The sequence below is a fragment of the Nesterenkonia flava genome (assembly GCF_031432335.1).
Lineage (GTDB): Bacteria > Actinomycetota > Actinomycetes > Actinomycetales > Micrococcaceae > Nesterenkonia > Nesterenkonia flava.
On the sequence record NZ_JAVKGT010000001.1, the window covers coordinates 90,511 to 117,034 of the forward strand.

Annotated in this window: 27 protein-coding genes; 5 read left to right on the forward strand and 22 right to left on the reverse strand. The window is 65.6% G+C overall.

Annotation, left to right across the window (positions count from 1 at the left end; genetic code table 11):
- The first annotated feature begins 21 nt into the window (after positions 1–21).
- The 5 genes from RH857_RS00425 to RH857_RS00445 all read left to right on the forward strand — a co-directional run bounded on the left by RH857_RS00425 (position 22) and on the right by RH857_RS00445 (position 5,257).
- Positions 22–834 carry an ABC transporter permease gene (locus RH857_RS00425; RefSeq protein ID WP_310535999.1) on the forward strand — a complete coding sequence of 271 codons (813 nt, stop codon included), beginning with the start codon at positions 22–24 and terminating at the stop codon, positions 832–834.
- The gene (locus tag RH857_RS00430; protein ID WP_310536000.1) at positions 831–1,619 is read left to right on the forward strand and encodes an ABC transporter permease; all 789 of its coding nucleotides are present in this window, start codon (positions 831–833) and stop codon (positions 1,617–1,619) included. The genes RH857_RS00425 and RH857_RS00430 overlap by 4 nt, the downstream gene beginning before the upstream one ends.
- On the forward strand, positions 1,609–2,475 hold the full coding sequence (locus RH857_RS00435) for an ABC transporter ATP-binding protein (RefSeq protein WP_310536001.1): 867 nt from the start codon (positions 1,609–1,611) through the stop codon (positions 2,473–2,475). Before RH857_RS00430 ends, RH857_RS00435 begins: the two co-directional genes overlap by 11 nt.
- An 18-nt stretch (positions 2,476–2,493) precedes the next feature.
- Positions 2,494–3,900 carry a vanillate/3-O-methylgallate O-demethylase gene (gene ligM, locus RH857_RS00440; protein WP_310536002.1) on the forward strand — a complete coding sequence of 469 codons (1,407 nt, stop codon included), beginning with the start codon at positions 2,494–2,496 and terminating at the stop codon, positions 3,898–3,900.
- Positions 3,901–4,042: 142 nt separating this feature from the next.
- Positions 4,043–5,257, forward strand: coding sequence for a CynX/NimT family MFS transporter (locus RH857_RS00445; protein WP_310536003.1), 1,215 nt, complete (start codon positions 4,043–4,045; stop codon positions 5,255–5,257).
- Positions 5,258–5,295: 38 nt separating this feature from the next.
- Here RH857_RS00445 and RH857_RS00450 read toward each other — a convergent pair whose 3' ends face one another.
- The 22 genes from RH857_RS00450 to RH857_RS00555 all read right to left on the reverse strand — a co-directional run bounded on the left by RH857_RS00450 (position 5,296) and on the right by RH857_RS00555 (position 26,517).
- Complete coding sequence (locus tag RH857_RS00450) at positions 5,296–5,946, reverse strand: 3-oxoacid CoA-transferase subunit B (protein WP_310536004.1); 651 nt, start codon at positions 5,944–5,946, stop codon at positions 5,296–5,298.
- Positions 5,947–5,960: 14 nt separating this feature from the next.
- Positions 5,961–6,617 (reverse strand): 3-oxoacid CoA-transferase subunit A, encoded by a 657-nt coding sequence (locus RH857_RS00455; RefSeq protein WP_310536005.1) that lies wholly within the window; start codon positions 6,615–6,617, stop codon positions 5,961–5,963.
- A 26-nt stretch (positions 6,618–6,643) separates the two neighbouring features.
- A complete protein-coding gene (locus RH857_RS00460) occupies positions 6,644–7,840 on the reverse strand; it encodes a thiolase family protein (RefSeq protein ID WP_310536006.1) in 1,197 nt (398 codons plus the stop codon).
- Complete coding sequence (gene pcaC / locus RH857_RS00465; protein WP_310536007.1) at positions 7,840–8,220, reverse strand: 4-carboxymuconolactone decarboxylase; 381 nt, start codon at positions 8,218–8,220, stop codon at positions 7,840–7,842. The genes RH857_RS00460 and pcaC overlap by 1 nt, the downstream gene beginning before the upstream one ends.
- Positions 8,213–9,061 (reverse strand): alpha/beta fold hydrolase, encoded by an 849-nt coding sequence (locus RH857_RS00470; protein WP_310536008.1) that lies wholly within the window; start codon positions 9,059–9,061, stop codon positions 8,213–8,215. The genes pcaC and RH857_RS00470 overlap by 8 nt, the downstream gene beginning before the upstream one ends.
- Positions 9,058–10,434: a lyase family protein gene (locus RH857_RS00475; protein WP_310536009.1), complete on the reverse strand. Its 1,377-nt coding sequence runs from the start codon at positions 10,432–10,434 to the stop codon at positions 9,058–9,060. The genes RH857_RS00470 and RH857_RS00475 overlap by 4 nt, the downstream gene beginning before the upstream one ends.
- A 120-nt stretch (positions 10,435–10,554) precedes the next feature.
- Positions 10,555–11,811 carry a bifunctional phosphopantothenoylcysteine decarboxylase/phosphopantothenate--cysteine ligase CoaBC gene (gene coaBC, locus RH857_RS00480; RefSeq protein WP_510186604.1) on the reverse strand — a complete coding sequence of 419 codons (1,257 nt, stop codon included), beginning with the start codon at positions 11,809–11,811 and terminating at the stop codon, positions 10,555–10,557.
- Positions 11,812–11,855: 44 nt separating this feature from the next.
- The gene (rpoZ, locus tag RH857_RS00485; RefSeq protein WP_310536011.1) at positions 11,856–12,128 is read right to left on the reverse strand and encodes a DNA-directed RNA polymerase subunit omega; all 273 of its coding nucleotides are present in this window, start codon (positions 12,126–12,128) and stop codon (positions 11,856–11,858) included.
- 14 nt (positions 12,129–12,142) lie between these two features.
- Complete coding sequence (gene gmk, locus RH857_RS00490; RefSeq protein WP_310536012.1) at positions 12,143–12,739, reverse strand: guanylate kinase; 597 nt, start codon at positions 12,737–12,739, stop codon at positions 12,143–12,145.
- A gap of 26 nt (positions 12,740–12,765) precedes the next feature.
- Positions 12,766–14,223: a benzaldehyde dehydrogenase gene (locus RH857_RS00495; protein ID WP_310536013.1), complete on the reverse strand. Its 1,458-nt coding sequence runs from the start codon at positions 14,221–14,223 to the stop codon at positions 12,766–12,768.
- A gap of 140 nt (positions 14,224–14,363) precedes the next feature.
- Positions 14,364–14,684 (reverse strand): integration host factor, actinobacterial type, encoded by a 321-nt coding sequence (mihF, locus tag RH857_RS00500; RefSeq protein WP_310536014.1) that lies wholly within the window; start codon positions 14,682–14,684, stop codon positions 14,364–14,366.
- 110 nt (positions 14,685–14,794) lie between these two features.
- Complete coding sequence (pyrF, locus tag RH857_RS00505) at positions 14,795–15,619, reverse strand: orotidine-5'-phosphate decarboxylase (protein ID WP_310536015.1); 825 nt, start codon at positions 15,617–15,619, stop codon at positions 14,795–14,797.
- Complete coding sequence (carB, locus tag RH857_RS00510) at positions 15,616–18,945, reverse strand: carbamoyl-phosphate synthase large subunit (protein ID WP_310536016.1); 3,330 nt, start codon at positions 18,943–18,945, stop codon at positions 15,616–15,618. Before carB ends, pyrF begins: the two co-directional genes overlap by 4 nt.
- Positions 18,938–20,209: a glutamine-hydrolyzing carbamoyl-phosphate synthase small subunit gene (carA, locus tag RH857_RS00515; protein ID WP_310536017.1), complete on the reverse strand. Its 1,272-nt coding sequence runs from the start codon at positions 20,207–20,209 to the stop codon at positions 18,938–18,940. The genes carB and carA overlap by 8 nt, the downstream gene beginning before the upstream one ends.
- The gene (locus RH857_RS00520; RefSeq protein ID WP_310536018.1) at positions 20,206–20,769 is read right to left on the reverse strand and encodes a PH-like domain-containing protein; all 564 of its coding nucleotides are present in this window, start codon (positions 20,767–20,769) and stop codon (positions 20,206–20,208) included. Before RH857_RS00520 ends, carA begins: the two co-directional genes overlap by 4 nt.
- On the reverse strand, positions 20,769–22,115 hold the full coding sequence (locus tag RH857_RS00525; protein ID WP_310536019.1) for a dihydroorotase: 1,347 nt from the start codon (positions 22,113–22,115) through the stop codon (positions 20,769–20,771). The genes RH857_RS00520 and RH857_RS00525 overlap by 1 nt, the downstream gene beginning before the upstream one ends.
- A complete protein-coding gene (locus tag RH857_RS00530) occupies positions 22,112–23,089 on the reverse strand; it encodes an aspartate carbamoyltransferase catalytic subunit (protein ID WP_310536098.1) in 978 nt (325 codons plus the stop codon). The genes RH857_RS00525 and RH857_RS00530 overlap by 4 nt, the downstream gene beginning before the upstream one ends.
- An 8-nt stretch (positions 23,090–23,097) precedes the next feature.
- Positions 23,098–23,697, reverse strand: a complete 600-nt coding sequence (pyrR, locus tag RH857_RS00535) for a bifunctional pyr operon transcriptional regulator/uracil phosphoribosyltransferase PyrR (RefSeq protein WP_310536020.1) — start codon at positions 23,695–23,697, stop codon at positions 23,098–23,100.
- A gap of 100 nt (positions 23,698–23,797) precedes the next feature.
- Positions 23,798–24,205 (reverse strand): transcription antitermination factor NusB, encoded by a 408-nt coding sequence (gene nusB, locus RH857_RS00540; protein ID WP_310536021.1) that lies wholly within the window; start codon positions 24,203–24,205, stop codon positions 23,798–23,800.
- Positions 24,205–24,768 (reverse strand): elongation factor P, encoded by a 564-nt coding sequence (efp, locus tag RH857_RS00545; protein WP_310536022.1) that lies wholly within the window; start codon positions 24,766–24,768, stop codon positions 24,205–24,207. Before efp ends, nusB begins: the two co-directional genes overlap by 1 nt.
- 49 nt (positions 24,769–24,817) lie before the next feature.
- The gene (aroB, locus tag RH857_RS00550; RefSeq protein ID WP_310536023.1) at positions 24,818–25,984 is read right to left on the reverse strand and encodes a 3-dehydroquinate synthase; all 1,167 of its coding nucleotides are present in this window, start codon (positions 25,982–25,984) and stop codon (positions 24,818–24,820) included.
- Positions 25,981–26,517, reverse strand: a complete 537-nt coding sequence (locus RH857_RS00555; RefSeq protein ID WP_310536024.1) for a shikimate kinase — start codon at positions 26,515–26,517, stop codon at positions 25,981–25,983. The genes aroB and RH857_RS00555 overlap by 4 nt, the downstream gene beginning before the upstream one ends.
- Between the last annotated feature and the right edge of the window lie 7 nt (positions 26,518–26,524).

Consider the following 26,524-nt stretch of genomic DNA (forward strand, 5'->3'; position numbering starts at 1 on the left):
CACGCGAAGCAAGGAGGAGTTGTGGCACCTGGATCCCGGGGTAAGCAGCGCAGAGGCGACCCCTCATGGAAAGTCCCAGTGTTGGGTCTGATCGGCATTGTGGGCTTCCTGGCACTGTGGGAGCTTCTTCCGCGCCTGGACCTGGTGGATCGCCGCTATCTGCCGCCTGCCACGGAAGTGCTGGCTGCTGCTGGAAGCAATCTGGGCAGCGGAACCTTCTGGTCCGATGTCTACGACACCATGCTCGCCTGGGCCATCGGCCTGGGAACTGCAGCTCTGGCCGCGACGGTGCTGGGCCTGGTGATCGGTATGAGTCAGTTCCTGCGGCGCTACACGAACTCCACCATCGAATTCCTGCGCCCGATTCCCTCAGTGGCGCTGATCCCCCTGGCTGTTCTGCTGTTCGGTATCGGCATTGAGTCTGCTCTGATGCTGATCATCTACGCGTGCTTCTGGCAGGTGCTTATCCAGGTGCTCTATGGAGTAGCTGATGTGGACTCTGTGGCCATGAACACCGCACAGTCCTACGGCTTCAGCTACATCCAGCGGGTACGCGACGTCGTCATTCCCACGGTGCTGCCCTACTTCATGACGGGCATCCGCCTGGGCGCAGCAGTGGCACTCATCCTGGCGATCACCGCCGGACTCGTCATCGGCTCGCCGGGTCTGGGCAGCGCCATCAGTCGCGCCCAGCAGGGCGGCGCCATCACCAACATGTATGCACTGATCCTCGCCACGGGCATCTTGGGCGTCATCATCAACCTGGCCGCGCGCTACGTCGAGCGTCGCGTTCTGTCCTGGCACACTTCAGTGAGAGCGGAGCTGGCGGCATGAGCATTTTCCGACGCTTTATCTCCCCAGTGCTGGCGCTCGTCGCCCTGCCGGCGATCCTGGTGGCAGCATGGTGGATCTACACGCTGAACACCTCGAACTTCTTCGTCCCTGAGCCCCTGCAGCTGGTCGACACGTTCATCAGCACGTGGGTGACCGGCGAACGGCTTACCCGTGATGTGCTGCCTAGCCTGCAGCGCCTGGCTACCGGCCTGCTCCTGGCTATCGTGCTGGGCATCATCCTGGGACTGCTGATCGGCCTGAACAAGACCATCCGAGCCCTGACGGAACCGGTGTTCGAGTTCTTTCGCGCCCTTCCGCCCCCGGTGCTTATCCCGGTGCTGATGCTGCTGATCGGTGTGGGTAACACCATGCAGGTCGCGGTCATTGTCTCCGGCTGCATCTGGCCGGTGCTGCTGAACACCATCGAGGGTGTCCGCGGCATCGACCCGGTCCAGAGCGAAACCTCCAGGTCCTACGGAATCCGGGGTTTCAGCCGAATCCGCTACCAGATCGTCCCCGCCGCGGCGCCCCCGATTATGGCGGGTGTGCGCCAGAGCCTCTCGATCGGCCTGATCCTCATGGTGATCTCGGAGATGTTCGCCACCTCCTCGGGCCTGGGCTTCACCATCGTGCAGTTCCAGCGCTCCTTCGCCATCCCTGAAATGTGGTCCGGTATCGCCGTCCTCGGCATCATCGGCGTCACCCTGTCCTTCATCTTCCAGTTTGTCGAACGACGAGTTCTTCGCTGGTATCACGGACTGAAAGAGGTAGAAAATGCAGCCTAATTCCCCTTCCTCCCCCGCCGCCGCAGAGGGCCCCACGCCCTCGGGCCGCACGCTCCCGGACGAGGAGACGCTGCTGAGGGTCCGCGGCCTTCAGAAGATCTACCAGTCCGACGCCGGCCCCATCGAGGCTGTTCGCGACCTCACCTTTGATTTGGGACGAGGAGAGCTCGCCTGCCTGGTCGGCCCCTCCGGCTCAGGCAAGACGACGCTGCTGAAGTGCATCGCCGGACTCCTGAACACCACCAGCGGTGAGGTCCTCCTGGACGGCAAGCTCGTCACGGGCCCGCCGAAGAAGATGGCGGTGGTCTTCCAGGAATACGGACGATCGCTCTTCCCCTGGCTGCGAGTCGCCTCGAACGTCGAACTTCCGCTGAAGAATGCCGGCATTCCCAAAGCTAAGCGCAAGGAGCTCGTCGAGGAGGCCCTCGAAGCGGTGGGTCTGGGGCACGTACCCAAGTCCTATCCTTGGCAGCTCTCCGGTGGCATGCAGCAGCGCGTGGCCATCGCACGGGCCATCGCCTACCAGCCTGAGGTGCTGCTGATGGACGAGCCCTTCGCTGCCGTTGACGCGCAGACCCGCGCGGACCTTGAGGACCTTATTCGTTCCGTGTGGAAGAAACTGGGGGTGACGATTCTCTTCGTAACCCATGACATTGATGAGTCGGTCTATCTGGGCCAACGCGTCATCATGCTCTCTTCCTCTCCCACAGTCGTGCAGGACGACATCGAGATTGACCTGCCCGCGGAGCGCACTCAGCTGGAGACACGCTCAGATCCACGATTCACCGAACTTCGCCACCACGTCTACGAACAGATTCAGAAGGCAAAGCAGGGCTTCCGTCCCGGCGAAGCCTGAAAACAGGAAGGAACATCCATGTCAGCACAGAACCTCCAGGAAGTCCTCGACCAAGCCGGAAACACCGTAGATCACCTGCGGAACTCCCAGCTCGGCGCCTACGTGTACCCCGTGGTGCCTACCGAGTTCTCCAACTGGCGCAGTGAGCAGCAGGCCTGGCGCAATACGGCGGTCCTCTTCGACCAGTCCCACCACATGGACAATCTGTTCATCAAGGGCCCTGATGCGCTCAAGCTGATCTCCGACACCGCGGTGAACTCCGTGGCCAACTTTGAGGTCAATAAGGCTAAGCAGTACGTCCCCACTTCCCACTCCGGCCACGTGATCGGCGACGGCATCATGTTCCGTGAGGCTGAGGAGGAGTTCGTCTACGTCGGCCGCTCCCCCGCCGCGAACTGGCTGCTGTACCACGCTGAAACGGGCGGGTACAACGTGGAGGTCGAAGTCGACCGCCGCTCGCCCTCCCACCCGATGGGCCGTCCGGTGCAGCGGAAGTACTGGCGCTTCCAGATCCAGGGTCCCAACGCGTGGCAGGTCATTGAGAAGCTCCACGGCGAGTCCTTGGAGAAGCTGAAGTTCTTCAACATGTCCTACATGAACATCGGCGGCCAGCAGGTGCGGACCCTGCGTCACGGTATGGCAGGTGCCCCGGGACTCGAGATTTGGGGACCCTACGAGACCTACTTCCAGGTCCGCGACGCGATCCTGGAGGCGGGCGCCGAGTTCGGTCTGCTGCCGGTCGGCTCCCGCACCTACTCATCTAACACGATCGAGTCCGGCTGGATCCCGTCCCCGCTACCGGCCGTGTACACCGGTGAAGAGATGCGCGGCTACCGTGAATGGCTCGGCGCTGACAGCTACGAGTCGGTCAACGCGCTGGCCGGCAGCTTCGTCTCCGAGAACATCGAGGACTACTACCTGACTCCGTGGGAGCTGGGCTACGGCAGCTTCGTGAAGTTCGATCACGACTTCATCGGCCGCGAGGCCCTGGAGAAGATCGATCCTTCCACTCAGCGCCGCAAGGTGACTCTGTCGTGGAACCCCGAAGACATCAAGAAGGTGTGGGGATCCCTGGTCGACGTCGACGGTCCGCAGTACAAGTACTTCGACCTGCCGATGGCTCAGTACGGCTCCTCGAACTACGACTCCGTGGTGGATGCCAACGGCACCAACATCGGTTTCTCCATGTTCACCGGTTATACCTCCAACGACCGCCGGGTCATCTCGCTGTCCACCGTGGCAGCAGACGTGCCGGAGGGCGCAGAGGTCAAGGTCATCTGGGGCGAGCCCAACGGCGGCACCTCCAAGCCCACCGTGGAGCCTCACGAGCAGATCGAGATCCGCGCCGTGGTCAGCCCGGTGCCGTTCTCTGTGGTAGCCCGCAAGGAGTACCAGGGCGGCTGGCGCACCGGCTACAACGACTGATCGCCCGCTCTGCCCTTCTGAATCACGGATGCCCCGGCCTGAATCAGGTCGGGGCATCCGTGTGTCGCGGGCAATGCGCCTCGGCGTCCCGATCGTTGGGACTGTTCATCGATGCTGATCAGGACAGGACTAGGGTGAGCCCATGGAGCACGCACGCGCTGCCGCACCCTCGCGGCTGCTGCTGCTGGCCACCGTTCTGGTCGTCGCAGCCAATCTTCGCCCCGCCATCACCGTGGTCGGACCCCTCATCGAACGTATCGGAAGCGATACGGGGATGAGCGCAGTTTCCCTGGGAGTCCTGGGGGCAGCTCCGGTCTTCACCTTCGCCGTCGTCTCTCCGTTCGTCCATCTACTGGGCCGACGGTGGGGCATGGAACGGGCGATCTTCATCGCTCTGCTGGTGCTCACCGTGGGAACCCTGCTTCGAGCGCTTCCGGCCGTGCCTTACACGCTGTTTGCCGGAACCGTCCTGCTCGCTGCCGCAATCGGGGTCACCAACGTGTTAGTCCCCATCATCGTCAAACGGGACTTTCCTGACCGTGTGCCCATGATGACCGGCGCGTACACGGCGTCGCTCACGGCGGTCGCATCGGTCGCCTCGGGTGTGGCGGTTCCGCTGGCAGACAGCATCGGCTGGCAGTACGCCTTGGCCAGTACCGCTCTTCTCTCACTGATTGCCGCTGCGCTCTGGAGCACCCGTCTGGCACGTCGCGACAGGACGTCGGCCCACGTCTCAGCAGCTCCCGCAAGCGCTCCGGCTCAGAAGGAGCGCAGCGTCTGGACCTCCGGCCTGGCATGGCAGGTGACGCTCTTCTTCGGATTCCAGTCCTCGATCTTCTACTTCTTCCTGACCTGGATGGCTTCGATCCACACCTACCAGGGCTACAGCGAGCGCACCGCCGGCTACAGCGTGGCAGCGTTCCAGGCCATCGGCATCGTCGCCACTCTGGTCATTGGGCGCATCATGCAGCGCATGGCCGACCACCGGATGGTGGCGGTAGGGCTCGGGACAGGTATGGGCGTCGGTGTGCTGGGCATGATCCTCTTCCCCGCCGTCATGCCCCTGTGGGCGGTGATCTGCGGCCTGTCCTCCACTGCAACCCTGATGCTGTCCATGACGATGATCTCTCTGCGCGCCAACAGCGGCGAGCAGGCAGCCCAGCTCTCCGGCATGGCTCAGGGGCTGGGCTATATCATCGGCGGGGTGCTGCCTGTCCTGGGAGGAAACCTCTTCGAGGTAACCGGCTCCTGGCTCCCCCCGCTCTACGCAGCTCTGGTGGTGATCGCCATCTACACCACAGTCGGCTACTTCGCCGGACGCAACGTCCAGATACCTCCGGCTGGGCCCAGGCGCTGAGCACCGGCCGCTGGTTGGTGTCCCTTGGACAGCCCTTCTCAGTCCAGGGAGACGTCCAGACGGGCCGCGATCTCCTCGCGGGAGAGCCCATAAGGCTTCCGCAGGCTCAGCGTGGTCCCGCCGTCGTCGTCTTTGGTAATGCTGAAAACACCGTGGTCAGTGTAGACCCGGGTCACGCAGCCCACCCCGGTCAGCGGATAGCTGCACTCAGGAACGATCTTCGGGGTCCCGTCCTTGGTGAAGAGAGTCATCATCACAAAGACCTCCTTGGCCCCGATCGCCAGATCCATGGCGCCGCCGACTGCCGGGATCGCATCGGGAGCACCCGTGGACCAGTTGGCGAGGTCGCCTCTGGCCGAGACCTGAAAGGCCCCCAAGACACAGACATCGAGGTGGCCCCCACGCATCATGGCGAAGGAGTCGGCATGATGGAAGTAGCTTGCTCCGGGCAGCTCGGTGACCGGGATCTTTCCCGCATTGATCAGATCCTCATCGATCTGGTCTCCCACGGCAGCCGGTCCCATGCCCAGCATGCCATTCTCCGTGTGAAGGGTGACCCGCTGCTCGGGACGCAGGTAATCCGAAACCTTGGTGGGCTGACCGATGCCCAGGTTCACAAATGATCCGGGGGCGATGTCCTCGGCGACCAGCTGGGCCAGTTCCTCGCGGCTAAGGGTGGAGTTACTCATGGTGTTCCGGCTCCTCACATCACCGTGATGGTGTCGACGTAGATCCCAGGGGTCACCACTGATTCCGGATCGATCTCTCCGGCGGCGACGCGCTGTGAGGCCTGGACCACGGTGTGGGTCGCAGCCGCAGCCATCAGCGGACCAAAGTTCCGCGCAGTTTTGCGGTAGACAAGATTCCCGACGTCGTCGGCCTGATGCGCTTTGATCAAGGCGACGTCACCGAAAATGGGGTACTCCAATACGTACTGCCGACCGTTGATCTCACGGGTCTCTTTCCCTTCGGCCAGCACCGTGCCGTATCCGGTGGGCGTGTAGAACGCCCCGATCCCCGCCCCGGCGGCACGCAGCCTCTCGGCCAGGTTTCCCTGCGGGACGAGTTCGAGTTCGATCTCCCCGGACCGGTAGGCCTCATCGAAGTGCCAGGAATCGGATTGGCGGGGGAAGGAGCAGATGATCTTGCGCACCCGCCGCTCCTTGATCAGCAGTGCCAGGCCGGCATCGCCCTGACCGGCGTTGTTGTTGACCACGGTGAGGTCCCGCACGTCGGTGTCGAGCAGTGCATCAATCAGTTCGAAAGGCTGTCCGGCATTGCCGAAGCCACCCATCAGCACCGTGCAGCCGTCGCTGACATGCCGAACCGCCTCGGCAGCGCTGTCCACAAATTCCGGCATTGTCGATCTCCTTCTCTCGCCAGCCCTCAGGCCGCGTTCTCCAGGACCACAGCCAGACCCTGTCCGACGCCGATGCACAGGGTGGCCACGCCCCAGCGGGCGCCGCTGGCCTGAAGCCGCTTGGCCAGTGTGGCCAGGACACGAGTTCCGGAGGCGCCCAGCGGATGGCCGATGGCGATGGCACCGCCCCATTCGTTGACGATGTGCGGATCGATGCCCCAGGCGTCAATGCATGCCAGGGACTGCGCCGCGAAGGCCTCGTTGAGCTCCACGGCCTCGACATCACTCCAGGTGATGCCGGCTCGATCCAGGGCCCGATTCGTGGCCTCCACCGGTGCGTAGCCGAAGTACTGGGGCTCGTTGGCGGCGGCGGCCCAGCCGGCGATCCGCGCCTGCGGCGAGGTGCCCAGGATCTCTGCGGCAGCTGCCGAGCCGATCCATGCCGCGGAGGCGCCATCGTTCATGGGTGAGGCATTACCGGCGGTGATGGTCCCGCCCTCTCGGCGAAACACGGTTCTCAGGCCCGCCAGGCTCTCTTCCGTAACCCCTTCGCGAATGGTCTGGTCACGCTCCAGCTCGGTGTTGGGAACCTGCACGGTGAGGTCGTCATAGTGCCCGGCGTCCCACGCCGCCCGCGCGCGCTCGTGGGATACGGCGGCGAAATGGTCCTGACGCTCACGGGTGATGCCGTACTTCTCGCGCAGTTGCTCCGTGGCCTCCCCGAGTGAGACCGTCCATTTCTTGGGCATACGCTCGTTGATCAGGCGCCAGCCCAGGCTGGAGTTGACCAGCTCGAGATTCTGCAGAGGATAGGGTCGTTCTGTCTTGGGTAGCACCCAGGGGGCGCGCGACATGGACTCCACACCGCCCACCAGGACCAGGTCGGTCTCCCCCAGCACCACCTGGCGAGCCCCGGAGATGGCTGCGTCCAGCGAGGATCCGCACAGGCGATTGACCGTGGTGGCGGGAACTTCCACCGGGAAACCTGCCAGCAGCCACGACATCCGGGCCACGTTGCGGTTGTCCTCGCCGGCACCGTTCGCATTTCCGAGGATCACCTCTCCCACATGCTCGGCCAGGGACTCGGGGGCCAGCGCCGGGGCCTTCTCCACGAGAGTCGTCAGAACATGGGCTGCCAGGTCGTCGGGTCGCACCGAGGCCAGCCCGCCTCCGATTTTGCCGAAGGGGGTGCGAACACCTCCGTAGACGTAGGCCTGTTCCATCAGGAGTTCTCCTCTTCACGAAGGACACGCTGCCCAATGGCGAACGCGTGGTTGGCCGAGGGCACTGAGCAGTAGATGGCCGACTGCAGAAAGACCTCTTTGATCTCGTCCGAGGTCATGCCGTTGCGCAGCGCGGCCCGGATGTGCATCTCCAGCTCTTCCCAGTGCCCCCCGGCGATCAGCGCCGTCAGGGTAATAGCTGATCGTGTGGTTCTGGGCAGTCCCGGTCGGGTCCAGATGCTGCCCCAGGCGTAGCGAGTGATGAGCTCCTGGAAATCTTCGGTGAAGGCATTCTTGGAGGCTTCGGCGCGGTCCACATGAGCGTCGGAGAGGACTTCCCGTCGAACCTTCATGCCCTCGCTGTAGCGGGTCTCATCCATGGAAGAACTCCTTGAGGATTCGGGCGGTCTCTGCGGGTGCTTCGATCGGCGCCTGGTGCGCGACGTCGTCGAGGGTCACCAGCTTGCCGTCGGCGACGCCCTCAGCGACCTGCTCCAGATCGCTCGGCGGACAGACGGCGTCGTGGGCTCCGGCCACTGCGAGGACGGGAAGGCTGATCTCCTGGAGTCTGTCCCGGATGTCGTAGTTCCCCAGTGCCCTGCAGGCGTAGCCGTAGGAGTGCCGGTCGGCCTGCTGGAGCACATGCAGCAGCGAGGTGGCCCGCTGTGGATGGCGCTCGAGGAAACCTGGCGCGAACCAGCGTTTGGCCGACCCCTCCACCATCGTGGGAGTTCCGGCCCGCTCGACGAGTTCTGCCCGTTCCTGCCACATCGTTGGCTCGCCGATGTGGGCGGCCGTGCACAGAGCTGCGAGCCCTTGGAAGGGGCTCTCCGCGGTCAGGCCAAGCTGAAGTGTCACCGCACCGCCCAGGGACACCCCCGCTGCGAATTGGGGAACCTCCCGGGGAAGCTCCAGCTCCTCCCGGACTCGTTCGACGAGCCCGACGACGGCGTGGGCCAGATCCTCAACCCGGAACGGCGCTTGTGCCGCGGGGCTTGAGCCGTGACCGGGAAGGTCCCAGCCGATCACGGTGAAATCCGAGCCCAGGTGCTCGGCAGCAAGTGACCATAGCGCCGTGGCGCTGGTCCCCAGAGACGGCCCCACCACCAGAATCGGCTTTTCCTGAGAGGCGGCACCCGCGGCCTCGGCCGGGGACAGCAGCACGGCTGCGAGGTCGGGCACCACCGGCTCTGCGGAGGGGTCAGGGATCTGCGATGTCATAGGTTCTCCTGTCGGTGGGCCGCCAGTGCGGCGTCGACGAACTCCTGCGTCCGCCCGAGGAACCCAGCGGGATCGAGGATCTGGCCCATCAGGACCTCAAACTCCTGGTCTGCGAGAGCTTTCGTTGGAATCTCTTCCCGCAGCAGCGGTGCCAATTCAGTGTGCTCAGCTGCGGACCGGGCGATCGCGTCCCGAACGCCACTGCGCTGCTGCGGGTGATATGGCGCAAAGGTCTCCACGAGCCGTTCACTGAAGACCGAGGGGCCCGCCTCTTCGAGGTTCTGTCTCATGCGCTGCGGATGGATGACGACACCCGAGAGGAGCTCTGCGGCGCGTGCTGATGCTCCGGCGCTGAGCCGCAGGAGATCTCGCAGGGCGGGCCATTCGGCCTGCCAGGCACCGTCGGGCCGTTCCTCGACGCTCAAAGAGGCAGCTTGATAAAGGGTGCTCATATGCCCCGGAGCGCCGAGGGCCGCTGAGCGGATCAGCACGGAGAAGACGGGGTTCTGCTTCTGCGGCATGGCGGATGAGCCGCCGCGGCCGGCTCGGCGTGGTTCGCTGAGCTCCCCGATCTCCGGACGCTGCAGCAGCAGTATGTCGGAGGCGATCTTTCCGTAGGCTGCGGTGAGTGAGGTCAGCGCTGAGGCGAGCTGGAGGATCGGCTGTCGCTGGACGTGCCAGGGCTGTCCCGGATTCTGCAGGCCCAGCCGCTCCGCGAGCTGCGCGGTGAGCTCTCTGGCCTCCCCTGCGCCGACGATTTCGACCAGACCCGCCTGCGTGCCAACCGCCCCACCCCACTGGAGGGGCAGCTGCGCGGCCGCCGACCGCACCTCGGAGACGGCCTGGGTCAGACCGTCAAGCCATGAGGCAGCACGCAGGCCGAACGAACTGGGCAGAGCGTGTCGGGTCAGGGTCCGAGCGATGCAGACTGTTCCCCTGTGCTCGGCGGCAAGCGCCGCCAGTGAATCCGCGGCCCGGGCTGTGTCTGCCAGCACGGACTCCGTCACCGAATGCGCCACGAGCATCTGGGCTGTGTCCATCACATCTTGGCTGGTGGCTCCCCGGTGCAGCGCCGCATCGGATTCGCCGCGGCTGCTCAGCACTTTTCGGACGGCGTTCAGCAGCGGAATCACCGGGTTTCCGCCGGCGGGCGCGGCCGCGGCGATCCGTTCGGGACTCAGCTCAGACAGATGCGTCCATTCGTTGGCGATCCGCCGCACGCTGTGGGCGTCCTGAAACTCCACGTGCTGGCCATCGGCGAGCACTTCGGCCCAGACGGCCTCGACCTCGAGGAGGGCGGCGAGGAACGCGTGGTCACTGGTCTGTTCAGCAGCCGGGATACCAGCCCACACCGGAGAAAGCAGCCCGTCCATGAACGTCAGTACCTCCTCGATCCGGCAGCTCGTTGCACACCAGTCTTCAGCAGGCTGCCGATCCGGGCTATCCCGGTCTCATTCAACGAATGTTCAGCGAGACCGCAGTCTTCAGCGACGCTAGAGCAGCTCTGCGGCTTGCAGCAGCACGGCCTCGGCGGCCTGCGCCTTGGTACCGCGCACTGATATGACCTCTGAATCCTTCAGCTGCGCTCGCGCGGATTCTGACGCGAGAATGTGGACCTCTGTAGCGTCCTCGCCGAAGACCAGGTTCTCTCCCACGCGGTTGAGCACCAGCAGGTCGCAGCCCTTCCGCTGAAGCTTCTGCTGGGCCAGGGTGAGCGGGTCAGACCCTTCGTCACCGGTCTCGGCGGCGAAGCCGACGATCACACGCGGCCCGATTCCTTCCACGCTGCGGCGGTGGACGGTCTCGGCAAGGATGTCGGGGTTCCGCGTGAGAGTGATCACCGGGGCCCCGCCGTTGTCAGTCTTCTTGATCTTGGCCTGGGCGTACTCCGCAGGCCGGAAGTCCGCCACGGCCGCGGCCATCACCAGCAGGTCCGCCTCGGGAGCCGCGCGCTGCACGGCCTCCTGGAGCTCCTGCGCGGTTTCAATGCGCTCCACCTGAAGACGTGCAGTGCCCCGAGGCAGCTCAGCCTCCACAATGCCGGCGATCAGGTGCACGTGAGCGCCCTGCGCGGCGGCCTCCTGAGCCAGCGCGATCCCCTGCTTGCCGGAGGAGCGATTGCCCAGATACCGCACCGGGTCGAGCGGTTCGCGGGTGCCGCCTGCGGTGATGACCACCCGGCGTCCTGCCAGCACCCCGGTGCTGGGTTCCTGAATCTGCGTCATGCGCATTCTCAGATGCTGATAGATGTCGGCGGGCTCCGGGAGTCGACCGGGACCTGTATCGGCGCCGGTCAGACGGCCTACCGCAGGCTCCATCACGTCGATGCCCCGCTCGCGCAGCACTCGCACATTCTCCGCGGTGGCTGGATTGTTCCACATTTCGGTGTGCATCGCGGGGACCAGAACGACGGGCGCTTCCGTCGCCAGCAGAGTGGTGGTCAGCAGATCCCCCGCTTGACCGGCGCGGGTTCGAGCCAGCAGATCAGCAGTGGCGGGGGCGACGACGACGAGCTCAGCCTCCTGCCCCAGGCGCACATGGCGGACGTCTTCGACGCCCTCGAAGACCCCGGTAGTGACCGGTCGGCCACTGATGGCCTCCCACGTGGCCTTCCCGACGAATTCCAGGGAGGCAGGGGTGGGAATGACATCGACCTGATGCCCGTCCTCCCGCAGAAGCCTCAGCAGGTGCACCGCCTTGTAGGCGGCGATGCCTGCCGAGACTCCGAGAACAATTCTCATGCGGGTCAGATCTGCATCAGGTCGATGTGAAGGAGTGTTGAGGCGACGTCGCCCTAGGCGGCCTCAGCCTCGGCGCTGCCTGCGGGGTGATTCACCAGAAGGTTCTGGTTGATCTCGCGCAGAGCGATGGACAGCGGCTTCTCGTTGAGCTTGGTGTCCACCAGGGGTCCGACGTACTCGAAGAGCCCCTCATGCAGCTGGGCGTAGTAGGCGTTGATCTGACGCGCGCGCTTGGAGGCGAAGAGCACCAGAGCGTACTTGGAGTCGGCCTTCTCCAGCAGGGAGTCGATCGGCGGGTCGATGATGCCTTCGAGCTGCTCAGTCACGTGAACGTGTGTCCTTAGCTGTTGATGTCGTGGTTCTTCAGGTCAAAACCCATGCGGGTGACAAGTTCGGCGGCGGCGCGGTTGACGTCGTCGTTGATGATGGTGACGTCAAATTCCTTCTCTGCCGCAAGCTCTATCTTAGCGGTTTCCAGGCGACGCTGCTGCTCCTCCTGGCTCTCGGTGCCGCGCTGCAGCAGCCGGGAGACCAGATCATCCCAGCTGGGAGGGGCCAAAAAGACGAACTGGGCCTCCGGCAGACGCTGCCGGACCTGACGCGCTCCCTGCAGGTCGATCTCCAGAAGCACGCGCTTACCCTCCGCCAGAGCCTCCTCCACCGTGGACTGCAGCGTCCCGTAGCGATGGGTGCCGTGGACGGTGGCCCATTCAAGGAACGCGTCTTCTGCGACCAGTTCGTCGAAGCGCTCGGGGCTCAGGAACAGGTAGTCGACGCCGTCCACTTCACCCGGCCGTGCGGGGCGGGTGGTGGCGGAGACGGAGAAGTGCACCTGGGGGTAGGTGCTGCGGATATAGCGGCTCAGCGTGGTCTTGCCCACAGAGGTGGGCCCGGCCAGCACAGTGACGGTCGGGGCAGTGGAGTCCGGCGATGGCATGCCGACCATCTTATCCGCCGGTAACCCTAGAAGGGGTACGGGGCAATCTCTGGTCGCATGGTCAGCCACTGGATCTCAGTGAAGGCCTCCAGGTTCACGGTCGCTCCGCCGATCCGCGTGCCGTTGCCGGAGGATTTGAAGCCGCCGAACGGCGCATGTGCCTCATCGGAGACTGTCTGTTCGTTGATATGAATCTTGCCGGAGACCACCCTGTCTGCGATCTTCATCGCCTCGCCCACATCACCGAGGATCCCGATGGAGAGTCCATAGTCGGTGTCATTGGCCAGGGAGATCGCCTCCTCAAGGTCGGAGAAGCGCATCACCGGAGCCACTGGACCGAAGATCTCTTCGCGCCAGGCGATGTTCTCTGGGGTGAGGTTGGTCAGCACCGTGGGGCTGTAGAACGGCCCGGAGTGCTCGCCGCCCGCGAGGATCGTCGCACCCTGGGCGACCGCATCCTGCACGATGCCGTCCACACGCGCCAGCTGCTTCTCATCGATGATGGGGCCGATCACGGTGCCGGCGTCCGTGGGGTCGCCCACGGGAAGGTTCTTCGCTTTGTCGGCCAGCGCCGAGACGTACTCGTCATAGACCGAGTCGTGGACGATGTGCCGGCCCGCGGTCATGCAGATCTGGCCCTGGTGCAGGAAGGAGCCGAAGGCCGCCGCTGATGCCGCCTTGTCCACACCCGCCCCTTCAAGCACGATCATCGCGTTCTTGCCGCCGAGCTCCAGATGCGCTCTCTTCAACAGGCGCGAGCAAGTTTCACCCACCTTGCGTCCTGCCGCGGTGGATCCGGTGAAGGCCACCATCTTCACCTCGGGGGCCTCCACGACGGCCGCCCCAATATCTCCTCCGCCGGGAGTCAACTGGAGCAGGCCGGCAGGCAGGCCTGCCTCCTCGAAGATCCGGGCTAGGACGTAACCGCCGCTGACGGTGGTGCGCGGATCGGGCTTCAGCAGCACCGCGTTGCCGGTGGCCAGCGCCGGTGCCACCGCGCGGATGGAGAGGATCAGCGGGAAGTTGAAGGGCGCGATGACAGAGACCACTCCCAGGGGCCGACGTCGGGCAAAGGACCAGCGGTCATCGTTGGAGGAGAGCACCTCTCCCTGGGCCAGGGTAGGCAGTGCGGAAGCCTCAAAGCACTCATTGGCCGCCACGTGAGTCTCGAGTCCCGCCTTGGCTGCAATAGCACCGGTCTCCCGCTGAATCCACCAGCGGATCTCCTCGGCATACTGCTCGAAGAGCTGCCCGGCGCGCCGCAGAACCCCGGCTCGCTCCTCAGGAGGTCGGAGAGCCCACTCCGCCTGGGCGCGAGCTGCGGCAGCGGAGGCTCGGGCGACGTCCTCGATGGAGGCAAAGCCTTGGTCAGCAAGCTGCTGGGAGGTAGCCGGTTCGATGACCGGCGATGTTCCGCCTCCCCCGTCGGTCCACTCGTTGATGAAGATCTTGCCGTGCCATACGGCGGTGTCCAACAGTCCCATGGCGCATCTCCCCGGCTCGTCGCCTGTGCAGAAACAGTGCAGTGAGTGTTACCCAGATCACTGTTTCCCGCGGGGCTGCGCCCTCGCAATGGGGTCTCCCGTTCAACGGGCGGGACCGTGGGAGGCTACGGTGCGGGCGCTCAGCCCAGGCGGGCGAGGTGATCGCCCAGGGCGCGGCGCTGCTTGACCCCGAGACCGCCGAGTCGGCGGTTGATGGAGATGCCCAGGTCCTCGAGAATCTTGGTGGCGGTGACCCGGCCGATTCCCGGCAGAGCCTCGAGGAGTTCGAGGGTCTTCAGCCGTGCGACCGCCTCAGAATCGTCTGCGCGGGACAGGACGCCTGTGAAGCTAAGCCGTCCGGCGCCGAACTCGCGTTTCACCTCAGCCCGCTCGACCCGGGCAGCCAGTGCCTTCTGCCGCGCGGTATCTCGCTCTTCCTGGGTGAGTTCTCGCAGTGCCACTGTTGGTTCTCCTCATCGCGTGGTGCGCCAGAGCTATCTTAGGCAGAATCTAGCGGCAATTTTCGTCCACGGCAATAGGACGTGACACCCCGCACCCATCAAGCCTCAGCTCAGGCCACGTCCGCCCGAGCCTCGTCGACGGCCTCCGCCAGGGCGAGGATCTCCGGGCCCCGGCGCAGAATGTCCCGGGAGGAATTCACCAGCACTTGGTCCCAGGCATCCCCGAATCCTTCCCGCATGGCCTGGGCAGTAGCCCCCTGGGCGCCGTAGCCCGGGGCCAGCAGCGGAGGGCGCCCCTGGGTGAGATCGATGCCGTTGGCCTGAGCCAGATAGGCGGTGGTGGCTCCCACCACCAGGCCGATGCTGCCCAGCTCCGCTTCTCCGTTCAGTGCCGCGGCACGGGAAGCGATGCCCGCAGCGATGGTCCCGTGCTCGGTGCGCGCCAGCTGTACTTCCTGCCCTTCCGGGTTCGAGGTCAAGGCCAGGACGAAGAGGCCGGCGTCGTAGCGATGAGCGGCTTCCACCGCAGGATCCAGCGAGCCGAACCCCAGGAAAGGACTCACGGTCAGGGCATCTGCTCCGAAATCGCCCTCCGGGTTCAACCAAGCCTCGGCGTAAGCGGCCATCGTGGAACCGATGTCTCCACGCTTAGCATCGGCGATCACCAGCAGACCTGCCTGTTTCGCCTCAGCAATGGTCTCCGCCAAGGCCCGCATGCCGGCGACCCCGTAGGCCTCGAAGAACGCCACCTGGGGCTTGACCACCCCTACGCGTCCGACGGAGGCCTCCACCACTCGGCTGCCGAACTCGCGCAGTCCGGAGGCGTCATCGGGCAGCCCCCACTCGGGGAGCATTCCCGGGTGGGGGTCAATGCCGACACACAGGCGCCCATACTCCTCGAACGCGTGTTTCAGGCGGCTGCCGAAGCTGCTCACCCGGCCGCCTCCGCCTTGTCTCCCAGACCTGCCAGGCGCAGCCGCTCTGCGTGCTCCTGCAGAGAGGCCACGGACCACGTGTAGTGCCGCTGCGCCTCGATAGCCTGCACTGCGGCGCCGAACTCGGCCACGGTGGTGATGACCGGGATGCCCAGGCTTGTCGCGGCCGCGCGGATCTCGTAGCCGTCGCTGCGGGCATCGCCGCCGGAGGGTGTGTTGATGATCAGGTCGATCTCCCCGGCCTCCACCGCCTCCAGGATGGTGCCCGACTCGCCCTCGGCATCGGCAATCTTCTTCACGACCTCACAGTGCACGCCGTTGCGGCGCAGAACATCGGCGGTGCCGCCGGTCGAGACCACTGAGAAGCCCAGGTCGGTCAGACGCTTGACCGCCATGATGATGCCTCGCTTGTCGCGGTTGGCCACAGAGACGAACACCTTGCCGGAGGTCGGCAGCGGATTGTTGGCAGCGAGCTGGGACTTCGCGAAGGCCGTATCGAAGTGCTTATCAATACCCATGACCTCTCCGGTGGAGCGCATCTCAGGACCCAGCAGCGAGTCGACGACGCGACCCTCTTCGGTGCGGAATCGCGCAAAGGGCAGCACGGCCTCCTTTACCGCCACGGGTGCTCCGGGAGGAAGCAGCGAGCCGTCACCGGTGGCCGGAAGCAGGCCCGAGAGCTGATGGCCTGAGCCCTCACGCAGCTCGGCGATGCTGACTCCTGTACCGATGTGGGCGGCTGCCTTGGCCAGCTGCACCCCGGTGGCTTTGGAGACGAACGGGACCGTGCGGGAGGCGCGCGGATTGGCTTCGATGACGTACAGCACATCGGATGCCACGGCGAACTGAATGTTGATGAGTCCGCGCACTCCGACGCCGGCCGCGATGGCGCGGGTGGCCTCGCGGACCCGCTGGAGCACCTCGGGGCCGAGGGTGATGGGCGGCAGCACGCAGGCGGAGTCGCCGGAGTGGATGCCGGCCTCTTCGATGTGCTCCATGATGCCGCCCAGGTAGAGATCGCTCCCGTCATAGAGGGCGTCGACGTCGACCTCAATGGCGTCCTCGAGGAAACGGTCCACCAGCACCGGGTGCTCGGGGGTCACCTCGGTGGCGTTCTCGATGTAGCGGGCCAGTCCCGCCTCGTCGTAGACGATCTCCATGCCGCGGCCGCCCAGCACATAGCTAGGACGCACCAGGACGGGGTAGCCGATGGAGTCGGCGACCTGCTTAGCCTCCTCGAAGCTCACCGCGGTGCCGTTCTTCGGCGCAATCAGCCCGCCCTCGCGCAGCACCTGGTCGAAGGCTCCGCGGTGCTCGGCAAGGTCGATCGCTTCGGGGCTGGTGCCCAGGATGGGAACTCCGGCGTCGGCCAGCTGCTGAGCCAGCTTCAGCGGGGTCTGTCCGCCGAGCTGGACGAACACACCGGCCACTCCCCCGGTGCGCTCCTCTGCGGCAATGACCTCGAGCACGTCCTCCAGGGTCAGCGGCTCAAAGTAGAGGCGAGTGGAGACGTCGTAATCGGTGGAGACAGTCTCAGGATTGCAGTTGACCATCACCGTCTCGTACCCCGCCTCGCCCAGCGCCATGGTGGCGTGGACGCAGGAGTAGTCGAACTCAATGCCCTGACCGATGCGGTTGGGGCCCGATCCCAGGATGATCACCGACGGCGCAGCGTGGTCGGCGATCTCATCCTCGAGGTCGTAGCTGGAGTAGTGGTACGGGGTGAAGGCCGGGAACTCGGCGGCACAGGTGTCGACCGTCTTGTAGACGGGCCTGACACCGAGGGCGTGGCGGACGCCGCGCACCACCGCGGGGTCCATGTGCCGCAGCTGTCCGATCTGCTCATCGGAGAATCCGTGACGCTTGGCGGTGCGCAGCACATGGGGGGTGAGCTCCCCGGCCTCTGCGATCATCTGTGCGGTCTCGTTGATCAGCTGCAGCTGATCCAGGAACCATGGATCGATCGCGGTGATCTCGTGGATCTCCTCGAGGCTCACTCCGGAGAGCAGCGCCCGCTGCACCTGATAAAGACGTGCCGTGGTGGGGGTGGCCATACCCTTCTTGAGAGCGTCGAGCTCCTCCCCCGAGGCGGGGACGAAGCTGAACTCGCTGCCGCGCTGCTCCAGGGAGCGGAGGGCTTTCTGCATGGCCTCGGTGAAGTTGCGGCCGATCGCCATGGCCTCGCCTACCGACTTCATCGTGGTCGTGAGCGTCGGATCGGCGGCGGGGAACTTCTCGAAGGCAAAGCGCGGAACCTTCACGACCACATAATCGAGCGTGGGCTCGAAGCTGGCCGGCGTCTTCTGCGTGATGTCGTTGGGGATCTCATCCAGGGTGTAGCCCACCGCCAGCTTGGTGGCGATCTTGGCGATGGCGAAACCGGTGGCCTTCGAGGCCAGTGCCGAGGACCTGGAGACGCGCGGGTTCATCTCGATGACCACCACGCGGCCAGTCTTCGGGTCCACGGCGAACTGGATGTTGCACCCGCCGGTGTCCACTCCGACCTCACGGATCACGTTGATCGCGATGTCGCGCAGCTTCTGGTACTCCCGGTCGGTCAGCGTCATGGCCGGCGCCACGGTGATGGAGTCGCCGGTGTGCACGCCTACGGGGTCGAAGTTCTCGATGGAGCAGACGACGACGACGTTGTCATTGGCATCGCGCATCATCTCCAGCTCGTACTCTTTCCACCCGAGAATGGACTCCTCCAGGAGCACCTCGGTGGTGGGCGAGTACTGCAGACCGGCACCGGCGATGCGGCGCAGGTCCTCGGCGTTGTAGGCCAGGCCTGAGCCCAGACCGCCCATCGTGAAGGAGGGGCGGACCACCATCGGGTAGCCCAGCTCCTCGGCGGCGGCAAAGGCCTCATCCATGGTGTGGACGATGATGGACTTTGCGGATTCGCCGCCGGAGCGCTCCACCACGCCCTTGAACTTCTCGCGGTCCTCACCGAGCTCGATGGCGGCGATGTTCGCGCCGATGAGCTCCACGTTGTACTTCTCGAGCACTCCGGACTTGTCCAGGGCGATCGCGGTGTTCAGCGCGGTCTGTCCGCCCAGGGTCGGCAGCAGCGCGTCCGGGCGTTCCTTCTCGATGATCTTGGCGACGACGTCGGGGCTGATCGGCTCCACGTAGGTGGCGTCGGCGAACTCCGGATCGGTCATGATGGTGGCCGGGTTGGAGTTGACGAGGATGACACGGATGCCCTCCTCCTTCAGCACCCGCAGAGCCTGGGTGCCGGAGTAGTCGAACTCGGCGGCCTGGCCGATGACGATCGGTCCGGAGCCGATCACCAGTACGGAGTTGAGGTCCTGGCGCTTAGGCATGCTGGTCGTGTCCTCCTGTGGGAGCGGGGGCGGAGTCGGTGGCAGAGGGACGGCGGTCAGCCGGGGGGAGCGTATCGGCGCCGGTGGCGACGTCGTCGCGCGTCATGAGCTCGACGAATCGGTCGAAGAGGTAGGCCGAATCGTGGGGGCCGGCAGCAGCCTCGGGGTGGTACTGCACGCTGAACGCAGGGATGTCCAGGCATCGCAGCCCCTCCACGACGCCGTCGTTGAGGCTGGAGTGGCTGACCTGAACACGCCCGTAGCGGGACTCAGGAGCGGTCACGATCTCACCGATGGGCGCGTCCACGGCGAATCCGTGGTTCTGACTGGTGATCTCGACCTTGCCGGTGGTGTGGTCCATCACCGGCTGGTTGATGCCGCGGTGGCCGAAGGGCAGCTTGTAGGTGCCGAAGCCCAGGGCGCGGCCCAGGATCTGGTTCCCGAAGCAGATGCCGAAGAAGGGCTTTCCGGCGTCGAGCACCTCTCGCAGCAGACCGATCTGAGTGCTGGCGGTGGCGGGGTCGCCCGGTCCGTTGGAGAGGAAGACACCGTCCGGGTTCAGTGCTTCGATCTCGGCGAAGGTAGTAGTGGCCGGCAGCACGTGCACGCGCAGCCCGCGCTCGGCCATACGCACCGGGGTCATGGTTTTCAGCCCCAGGTCGATCGCGGCCACGGTGGCCACCGGTTCGCCGCTGTAGCCGTGGTCGGAGGGTTCGACAACGTAGGCCTCCTCGGTGGTGACCTCCTCCGCCAGGCGGGCACCAAGCATGCCCGGCTGGTTGATGACCTCGTCGACGAGCTCGGCGGTGGGGCGCTCCTCACCGCGTGCGTCCGTCAGCGCATCGCCGGAGAAGATGCCGGCCTTCATCGCGCCCTTATCGCGCAGGTGACGGGTGATGGCTCGGGTGTCGACGTCTTTGATGGAGACGATGCCCTGCGCCGCGAGCTCGTCGTCAAGGCTGCGCGCGGAGCGCCAGTTGGAGGCACGGCGGGCGGCGTCGCGGACCACATACCCGGCTACCCAGATGCGGCGGGACTCAGGATCCTCGTCGTTGACTCCCGTATTGCCGATGTGCGGTGCAGTCTGCACCACGATCTGGCGGGCGTAGGAGGGATCGGTGAGGGTCTCCTGGTAACCGGTCATTGCGGTGGAGAAGACAGCCTCTCCCAGGGTGGTTCCGGTGGCGCCGTAGGCGGTGCCGCGGTAGACGGTGCCGTCCTCCAGCACGAGGACTGCGCTGGTCCCATCGGTGGTAACGCTCATTCGGTGGTGCTCTCTTTCTTCACGGCCTCTGACGTGACAGCCTCGTTCAGCGAGTTCAGCAGCTCGGTGTTGGTCTGGGCGTGGCGGGCGCGGAATGCGGTCTCCACCGCGGTCTCCCCCAGCGTCCAGCCGATGATGATGGCCCCGTCGCGTTCGACGAACTTGCCCACCACTCCCCGGTCAGTGCGCACGGAGGTGATGCTCGGGGCCGGGATGAAGTAGTTGCGTGCTCCTGCCCGGAACACCGCGACACCGTCTGTGTGGTGCTCCACGCGGCCTCCGGTGCGCAGTCCCAGCTGGTGCACCGCAATCCGGTCGAGGTAGTCCGCGGCCGAGACGGTGCCGATGACCATGCCCTCGGCGGCGGCCAGTGGTTCGCGTTCAAGCAGGTGCGCAGGGATCTCCTGCGGTGCGGGCAGGGTGGCCTGGCGTCGTTTACGGTTGCGCCATCCCAGCCAGATGAGCAGGCAGAACACGGTGATCAGGCCCAGCGCCACCCACAGGTACGTCAGGTACTCCCCCGTGCGGTCTGCCTGGGTGGTCAGCAGTGGGATAAGCATCAGTTCTGGCCCTTCCTGCCGGTCAGTGATGTGTGGAGTTCGCCGTCGAGGACCACCGGGTGTCCGGAGAGGAACGTGGCCCGCACCTGTCCAGGCAGTTCAAGACCGCGGAACGGCGAGTTCCTGCCCTTGGTGGCGTGCTGCTCCGGGTCCACTCTGCGGGCCGCATGGGGGTCGACGAGGATGAGGTTGGCCGGCTCCTGGGCCGCCAGCGGGCGACCGTGGTGGGCATGGCCGTAGATCTGGGCCGGACGCTCGGAGGTCACCTCCGCGAAGCGGCGCCAGCTGATGAGCCCCGTCTCCACCATGGCGTGCTGAACAACAGGCAGTGCCGTCTCGAGTCCCGTCATCCCCATGGCGGCGTGAACCCATTCGCACTCCTTGGCCTGCGTGGGATGCGGGGCGTGGTCCGTGCCGATCACGTCAATGGTTCCGTCCGCCAGTCCCTCACGCAGCGCTTCCACATCCTCTGCCGTGCGCAGGGGCGGATTGACCTTGTAGACGGGGTCATAGCTGCGCACCAGTTCGTCGGTCAGCAGCAGATGGTGCGGAGTGACCTCCGCGGTGACGGCGATGCCGCGTTCCTTGGCCCACCGGATGATCTCCACGGATCCCTTGGTGGAGACGTGGCAGATGTGCAGGCGGGACCCCACGTGCTGAGCCAGCAGCACGTCGCGGGCGATGATCGCCTCCTCGGCCACGGCCGGCCACCCGGGCAGTCCGAGCACGGAGGAGACCTCTCCCTCGTTCATCTGCGCGGGGTTTTCTGTATCCCATCCGGTCAGCGCGGGATCCTGGGCGTGCTGGGCCACGAATCCGTCCACGTTCTTCACGTACTCCAGCGCCCGGCGCATGAGCACGGGGTTGTGCACGCACATGCCGTCGTCGGAGAACATGCGGACCTTCGCGGAGGATTCGGCCATCGCTCCGAGTTCGGCCAGCTGCTCTCCGGCCAGGCCCACGGTCACCGCACCGACCGGGTAGACCTCGCTCCAGCCGGACTCTTGGCCCAGGCGGTGCACCTGTTCAACGACGCCGGCGGTATCGGCCACGGGCGAGGAGTTGGCCATGGCGTGCACCGCGGTGAAGCCGCCCAGCGCGGCCGCCCGGGTGCCGGTCTCCACGGTTTCAGCGTCCTCACGTCCGGGTTCGCGCAGGTGAGTGTGCAGGTCCACCATGCCGGGCAGGGCGATGAGCCCGGCGGCCTCGACGGTGGTGACGTCGTCGTACCGGCCGGCCTGCTCGGCGGCCGAGGGGCCCAGGGCTGCGATGAGCCCGTCGTGGATGAGCAGGTCTGCGGGTTCTTCGCCGTAGGGCTTGGCGCCGGTGATGAGGTAAGTGGTCATGAGTGGTCTCCTGTCAGCAGCAGGTGCAGCACGGCCATCCGCACGGAGACGCCGTGGGACACCTGGTCGAGGACTTTGGTCTGTGGTGAGTCGGCGGCGGCGGAGGAGATCTCCACACCGCGGTTCATGGGACCCGGGTGGAGAATCAGTGCCGGGGAGTCGGTCTCCCCCAGCGTGAGTCGGTTCAGCACGGCCAGGCGCTCGTCGCTGAGTCCCCAGCGGCGGGTGTATTCGGCGGCGGTCGGGAAGTAGGTGCCGCCCATGCGCTCTGTCTGCACGCGCAGCATCATCACGGCGTCGGGCCCTGCTGCCAGGGCATCATCGAGTCCGTAGTGCACGGTCACGGGCCAGTTCTCCACCCCGTAGGGCATCAAGGTGGCCGGACCGGCCAGGCTGACCTGCGCCCCGAGGGTGCTGAGCAGCCAGATGTTGGAGCGCGCGACACGGGAGTGCAGGATGTCCCCGACGATCAGCACCTTCATGCCGGACAGGTCGTTGCCGCGGGGGCTCTCACCGTGGGCGGCGCTCCATCCGCGGCGCAGGGTCAGGGCGTCCAGGAGCGCTTGTGTGGGGTGCTCATGGGTTCCGTCGCCGGCGTTGACCACCGCGCAGTCGGTCCACCCGGACCCGGCCAGCTGGGCGGCGGCACCGGAGGCGCTGTGACGCATCACGATGGCGTCCGCTCCGATGGCTTCCAAGGTCTTGACGGTGTCTTTCAGGGACTCGCCCTTAGAGACCGAGGACCCTTTGGCGGAGAAGTTCATGACGTCCGCGGAGAGCCGCTTGGCCGCGGCTTCGAAGGAGATGCGTGTGCGTGTGGAGTCCTCGAAAAAGAGGTTCACCACGGTCCGGCCGCGAAGGGTCGGCAGCTTCTTGACCTCGCGGGTGGAGACCGCCGCCATCTCCTCAGCGGTGTCAAGGATGGTCAGGGCATCCTCGGCGGCGAGGTCGGCGGTGGAGAGCAGGTGGCGCAGCCCGAAGCTCATGCGACACCTCCCTGGGAAGAGGCGGCGGGGCCGCGGGTGATGAGTACGGACTCCTGGTCACGCTCGACCCCGTCGACTTCAGCCAGCTGCACGGACACCCGTTCTTCACGGGATGTGGGGATGTTCTTGCCCACGTGATCGGCGCGGAGGGGCAGTTCGCGGTGGCCGCGGTCCACGAGCACCGCCAGGCGCACAGCTCGCGGACGGCCGAGATCGGAGAGTGCGTCGAGGGCGGCGCGAATGGTCCGCCCGGAGTACAGCACGTCATCGATGAGGACCACGGTGGTGCCGTCGATGCCGGCGTCGGGGATCTGGGTGGGCTCAGGGGCGCGGACCGCACCGGAGCGCAGATCATCCCGGTACATGGTGATGTCCAGGGATCCGACGGCGCCCCGGGCATCGAAACCGGGGTCGATGCGGGAAAGCTTCTCCCCCAGGCGTGTGGCCAGGGGAACGCCGCGGCGCGGAATGCCGAGGAGAACGAGTCCGGTGACGCCGCGATGGGCTTCAACGATCTCATGGGCAATGCGGGTCAGTGCGCGCTCGATGTCTGAGGCGCTCATGACCTTGCTGGTCTCAGGTGTGGTGTGCACCATTCGACTCCTTTCTCGCCTCACAGGACGATCTTTAAAGGAGGGTGACTATTCAGTTATCGAGGTCTTGGACCACCCTATCAGCGCCGGCGGCACCGGCGTTCTACTCCAGGGTGGACTTCAGCTGCTGGATGCGGCCCAGCACGCCGTTGACGAACTTCGGGGACTCCTCCGTCGAGAGCTGACGGACCAGTGCCATCGCCTCGGCCACCGCAACTCCGTCGGGAATCTCCTCGTTGTAGAGAATCTCCCACGTGCCGATGCGCAGGGCCATGAGGTCCACCCGGGGCATGCGCTCGACGGTCCAGCCTCGTGCGTAGGTCGAGAGCAGCTCGTCGATGCGCTCCTGGCGCTCGGTCACGCCGGTGAGAATCTCCCCGACATACTCATTGGCGACCAGGTCACCCTTCTCCGTGCGGGTCTTCAGGACCTGCTCAGGAGAGATTCCGCGCTGCTCGGCCTCAAAGAGGATCTCGAGCGCGCGGCGTCGTGCTTTGGATCGCTTCGCCACTAGTCGGTCACGCGGCCAAGGTACTCGGAGGTGCGGGTATCAACTTTGACCTTGGTGCCCTGGTCCACGAACAGCGGAACCTGGATCTCGTGGCCGGTCTCCAGCGTGGCAGGCTTGGTGCCAGCCTTGGAGCGGTCGCCCTGCAGGCCCGGGTCGGTCTGGGTGATCTCCAGGACTACCGAGGGGGGCAGTTCGATGTAGAGGGGGGTCCCCTCGTGCATGGCCAGCTGGACCTCAGCGGACTCCAGGAGGAAGTTGGCGGCGTCGCCCACCACGGTGCCGGGGACGGTCACCTGGTCATAGTCACGCATGTCCATGAAGACGTAGTCATTGCCGTCCATGTACAGGTACTGGTAGTTGGAGCGGTCCACGGTGGCGAACTCGACCTTGGCGCCAGCGTTGAAGGTCTTGTCGACCACTTTGCCGGAGGTGATGTTCTTCAGCTTGGTGCGGACGAAGGCGCCGCCCTTGCCGGGCTTGACGTGCTGGAACTCCAGGGTGTTCCACAGCTGGCCCTCCAGCTTGAGCACGGAGCCGTTCTTGATGTCGTTCGACGTTGCCACAGGTGTCAGCCTTTTCTCTTTGTTCAGGTGTGTAAGCCGCCGGTCTATCCTACAGCGAGATGACGGGGCTCGCGGGCTCGGCGATCTCCTGATAGGTGCTGTAAAGAATCGAGGCGTCGGGAATCTCCACGGTGGCAGGGCGCCCGATGCCGTTGAGCAGCACGAAGCGCAGGGTGTCGCCGCGGTTCTTCTTGTCCCGTCGAATGCCCTCCAGCAGCTGATTCCAGCGGTCATCCCGGTAGGTCACGGGCAGTCCGAGCGAGGTGAGCACGTCTCGATGACGGTCGGCGGTGGCGTCATCGATCCGGCCGAGGCTGCGGCCCAGCTCGGCGGCAAAGACCATGCCCACAGAGATCGCGGCACCATGGCGCCACTGGTAGCGCTCGGCCAGCTCAATGGCGTGTCCCAGCGTGTGCCCGTAGTTCAGAGACTCGCGGACGCCGGACTCGAGTGCGTCCTGACCCACCACCTCAGCCTTGACCCGGATAGCTCGCTCAATCAGGTCCCGCACCTGCCAGGAGTGGGGGTTCTGCGCCTGGTCCGGTGCAGCCTCGATGATGTTGAGGATCTCCTCGTCGGCAATGAAGCCGCATTTGACGACTTCTGCCAGTCCGGCGACGAGCTCGTTGCGCGGCAGCGTGATGAGGGTGTCCAGATCTGCGAGGACACCGGCGGGCTGATGGAAGGAGCCGACGAGGTTCTTGCCCTCGGCCGTGTTGATGCCGGTCTTGCCGCCCACTGCGGCGTCGACCATGCCCAGCAGCGTGGTGGGCATGTGCACCACACGCACCCCGCGCAGCCAGGTGGCGGCCACGAAACCTGCCACGTCGGTCACGGCACCGCCGCCCACGGAGACGATCGCGTCGCTGCGGGTGAAGTCATTCTGGCCCAGGACCTGCCAGCAGAAGGCGGCGACCTGAATGTGCTTGCCCTCTTCGGCGTCGGGAATCTCGGCGACCACTGCCTGGTAGCCGTGGTTCTCGAGGTCCTCGCGGACCACGTCGCCGGTAGCGCGCAGGGCTCGGGGGTGGATCACCAGGACGCGTTCGGCCTGTGTGCCGACCATCTCCGGCAGCCGGGAGAGCAGGCCGCGGCCCACCACGACGTCGTAGCCGAGGTTCTGCCCGCCCTGGCCGTTGCCCTCCCCTACGGTGATGATGGTGGGCTGGTCCTCGGTGTGGCCCTGGGAAAATGCGGGATCGGCGTTCTCGGTCATGTACCTGTCCTCTGAGTGTCTTGGTGGAAGGCCGTGATGATGGTATCGGCTCTTGTCTCGATGCTCATGTCTGCGGGCTCCATGATGTAGTCGGCGCACTGCCGGTACAGCGGCTCCCGCTCCTGGTAGATGCGCTGCCATACAGCGGCGGGGTCCTCCCCTAACGAGGTGTCCTTGAGCATCGGCCTGGTGGAAGCGTCCCCGATTCGGGCGACGACCTGGTCTGCCGTTGCGTCAAGCATCACGACCCAGTGTGATGCGATGACCTCGCGCGTGGCCCGGCTGAGGATGGCTCCCCCGCCGAGGCTGATCACCGATGGGCGTGGTGAGTCGCACAGTTCTGCGACGATCTTCTCCTCCTCCGCGCGGAAAGCCTCTTCCCCGTGCTCTGCAAAGAACTCGGGGATGGACCCGTGACGGGCGGCGAAGAAGTGATCAGTGTCCACATGTGGCCGTCCCATCTTACGCGCCAGGGCCGCTCCCACGGTGGATTTGCCCGACCCCATGGGTCCGATGAGAACGATATTGCGCATAGGACTT